Origin of the sequence: Moraxella lacunata (assembly GCF_002027545.1) — a bacterium.
Lineage (GTDB): Bacteria > Pseudomonadota > Gammaproteobacteria > Pseudomonadales > Moraxellaceae > Moraxella > Moraxella lacunata.
This window is the reverse complement of sequence record NZ_MXAN01000036.1, coordinates 17,254-21,054: the sequence shown is the minus strand read 5'-3', so window position 1 is coordinate 21,054 and position 3,801 is coordinate 17,254. Positions and strand designations below refer to the sequence as shown.

Genomic DNA, 3,801 nt, shown 5'->3' with positions numbered 1-3,801 from the left:
TTGTGGTTTGTTGAGTGTATCTATAATTTTTCTAATTTAAACACATAAGCATAGCCATGCCATTTTTCATCAGGATTATAAGTAACGCAAATGTTATCGCCAATGGTTAAATTGCCTTTTAATTGAAAATTGGTTGGGTGGTCTTTTAATAAAAAAGTATCATATTTTAAAAATGACGTATTAATTTGACTGACGACACCGCAAGTATGCACTTGATGTTTGGCAACAAAGTGTTTGGCGATGTTATCTGAGATGATTGCTATCATCAAACCCATAACAAAATATGCTATAAACAGTGTGTCTTTTTTTGTTTTTTGATAATTTTGGTGGAATTTATTATTAAAAAAAATCAGAAATCCCAATATGATAATTATAGCTGAATTATAACTGTAATTGTGATACCAAAAGAAAAGCAAGACAAAAATTGCCATAATAACATAATCGCTTTTTGTGAAGTTTTTCATAAATGATTGCCCTTTAACCAATTCATAAAATTAAAACTGCTCTGCTCTTTTTGATTATCAGCAAAATGATAAAAGCGTTTGCCAATGAGATTATCAGGCAGATAATTTTGGGGATAATAATGATTAGCATAATCGTGCGGATAGACATAATCCACCCCATAACCTGCTTTTTTCATAAGTTCGCTAACGCCATTTCTAAGATGAAAGGGTACGGGTGAATTGTCGTTTTTGACAAAGGCAAGGGCTTCATTAATCGCCGTGTAGGTACTGTTAGATTTGGGTGATGTGGCAAGGTAAACAGTCGCTTGGGCGAGGATAATACGTGCCTCAGGCATGCCGATAGACTGCACAGAACGCAAGGCAGTATCAGCAAGTAATAAGGCATTAGGGTTGGCAAGTCCGATATCCTCACTTGCCAAAATCACCAAACGACGGGCGATGAACGCAGGGTCCTCGCCAGCACTAAGCATACGAGCAAGCCAATAAATGCTGGCATCAGCATCTGAACCACGCACCGATTTGATAAATGCCGAGATGATGTCATAGTGTATATCGCCTGCCTTATCATAGCGTGGTAGTACGGTTTGGGCGATGCTTTGTAACAAAGCATCATCTATGATTAGGGTAAAACCATCTGAGTATTGGCAAGCGATTTCCAATAGATTCAATGCCTTACGAGCATCTCCACTGGCAAGACGTGCGATATTAGCAAGATCGCCTTGCACCACATAGTTTCTTAAAATCGCATCCATTGCCAACGCTCTTTGTAATACCTTGACAAGCTCATCAATGGTCAATGACTCTAAGCGATACACTTGACAGCGAGAGAGCAAAGCGTTGTTTATGCTAAATGATGGGTTTTCGGTGGTCGCCCCGACAAGGGTAATTTTTCCAGATTCTACCGCTCCAAGCAATACATCTTGTTGGGCTTTATTAAAGCGATGAATTTCATCAATAAATAACACCGGTGACCCAAAATCCAAAGTATTTGTTGTGATTTTACTGCCATCCATGAGTTCACGCAGTTGCTTGACAGTCAAATCAAGGGCGGATAGCAGATGAAATTCACGCCCAACAGCATGGGCAAGTAGCCGTGCCAAAGTTGTCTTGCCAATCCCTGCTTCGCCATGCAAAATCAGGCTTGGCAGGTGGTTATGGGCAATCATACGGCTAATGGGGGCATTATCGCCCAATAGGTGCGTCTGTCCGATGATATCAGAGAGCTGTTTTGGGCGGACTCGTTCGGCAAGAGGAATATTTAAGGTAGCCATTTTGGGGTTTTGTACCAATAATAGTTAATGGATAAGTTGATTAAAAATATCACAAAGACAGCCAAAATATAAATAAACAAATAAAAATCAGAACTGAGATATTTTATCATCAAAAATAAGATGGTGTAATTTGATGCAAATTGGATGATATTCGTTTTTTTTAATTTTGGATTTAGGGATGATTTTGTATGGCATTTTTGACACACATAATCATCATCTGCTGTGTTGTGAAATCTTTGAGATTGGCAATGTGGACAATATGGTGCATGTGCATCAAAAGAGGTGGCTAGTTTATCATGGGCAACAGAGATATTAAAATCATTTTTGATGTCATCATAGTTATCCACGCCTTTTATTAGGGGTCTGTTTTTTATTTTATAAGCATGATAATATCTTAGATTGTTTTCAATGGCAACAATTGCCACAAAAAACAAAAACATGATAAGAACAATCACTGCCACCCAAAATCCTGTTGTAAGATTGAATTTATCTAAATCAGCAAAAGCGAATACAATGCTATAAATCAATATGAATATGCCAGTACAAATCACATATGGTTTATAATATCTTTTGATGAAATATTTGACAAATTGCCAAAAAGTCATTTGCCGCAAATCAGGCGTAAACGGATTGACCAATAGGCTTTTTTGGCAATGCGGACAAAAGATGATGCCATGTTTATAAATCACATCACAAAATATCTTGCCACAATCACCATGTGGACAAGTGCGTGGGGTGGGTGTTAAGTGAAATGGATTTTTCATACATTTTTAATCAAAAAGTTCATGAACCATCAAAACAGTTCGCTCTGATTTTATCACATGGCATAAAAAATTGACATAAAAAATCTGCCAAAATATTGACAGATTTTTAAGAACTTTGCTTTTTGATAATTAACGAAGGTCACGCTCACGAACAGTGATGGGCGATGCCAAACGGTAATTTGCTGCGGCAGTTTTTGCACCCATGATGCTTGCCACAAAAGTCAGTAGCGTGCTAATCAACCAAAACAGACCAGAGTATAGGGCAGCTTTACGAGCAGTATCTTCTGCATTTTGTAGCGTTTGCTCAATATTCATCTTAGCATCAGCAATGGCTTGCTCAGTTTTGGCACGATATTCATGATAAGCGGTGGCAGTTTCTTCACGCACCTCTAATGCTTGCTCTTGGGTTAAACCCTCTGCTTGTAGTCTGGCAATAAGCTCATCACCTGTAACAATGGCTTGCACCTCATCGGCACGCTGCTTGGCGTATCCATCAATATTTTTCCATGTGTCAAGATTGGTAAAATCCATGCCATTAAGGTCAGCTTTGGTTTTGTTAAGCATGTCTTCAAGCACATTCACTGTTGCGCTGATTTGTGCTTCATCAAAAGTTTCGTTGTTCTTAGCAACCCAAGCTTCGATGTCTTGACGGCTGATATTGCCTGTGGCTTTTTGGTACAGCTCTTGTGCTTTGGCAGTGATATCGCCACCTGCGGCATTAGATGAGCCAGCTGCTGCGGTAGCACCAGCACCAGCTACTGTTGTTACCGTTGATGTAACGGCACTGGCAGCCCCTCCAATAGCACCTGCGGTTGTGCCAACAGCGTTGCCAGCAGTTCTTACAATGCCAGTTACACTATTAAAAGCAAATACAGAGCTGATGACAACGATGGCTGCTGCGGTTAGCATACCTGTTAAAGCAGCGTCTTTTGGCAAAATGTCGGTACCATCACCAAATAACGCCTCTGGTGCTGATGCTTTGACGGCAAAAAACCCTGCAACAAAAGCACTGATTAAAGCGGTTACTGCGGCATAAACGCCAGCAGCAATACCTGCCCCACGCAAATCTAGTGATAAAAAAGAGCTTAGCACTAAGGCCAAAGCCAGCATTATCATAGATACAACAAGACCCATCAAAAGTCCTGCAAAAATGCCACGCCATGAAGGGCGTCTGGCGGCCGTTGTATGAATACTCATAAGTGATCCTCTACAATCTTAATATAAAAAATAGTGATAATTGATGTGATGATATAAAAATTAAATCCGAACGAACGGACATTAAATCTCTTTCCAAACTAAAAA

The 3,801-nt window shown here is 39.6% G+C and carries 4 protein-coding genes; all 4 read right to left on the bottom strand.

Annotated elements, in window-relative coordinates; genetic code table 11:
- Window positions 1-20: 20 nt before the first annotated feature.
- The gene (locus B5J94_RS05785) at window positions 21-464 is read right to left on the bottom strand and encodes a hypothetical protein (RefSeq protein WP_062501289.1); all 444 of its coding nucleotides are present in this window, start codon (window positions 462-464) and stop codon (window positions 21-23) included.
- Window positions 461-1,735, bottom strand: a complete 1,275-nt coding sequence (locus tag B5J94_RS05780) for a replication-associated recombination protein A (RefSeq protein ID WP_062501287.1) — start codon at window positions 1,733-1,735, stop codon at window positions 461-463. Before B5J94_RS05780 ends, B5J94_RS05785 begins: the two co-directional genes overlap by 4 nt.
- A complete protein-coding gene (locus B5J94_RS14335; RefSeq protein WP_228144535.1) occupies window positions 1,723-2,340 on the bottom strand; it encodes a hypothetical protein in 618 nt (205 codons plus the stop codon). The genes B5J94_RS05780 and B5J94_RS14335 overlap by 13 nt, the downstream gene beginning before the upstream one ends.
- Window positions 2,341-2,628: 288 nt before the next feature.
- Window positions 2,629-3,696 carry a hypothetical protein gene (locus tag B5J94_RS05765; RefSeq protein WP_062501282.1) on the bottom strand — a complete coding sequence of 356 codons (1,068 nt, stop codon included), beginning with the start codon at window positions 3,694-3,696 and terminating at the stop codon, window positions 2,629-2,631.
- Window positions 3,697-3,801: the final 105 nt, after the last annotated feature.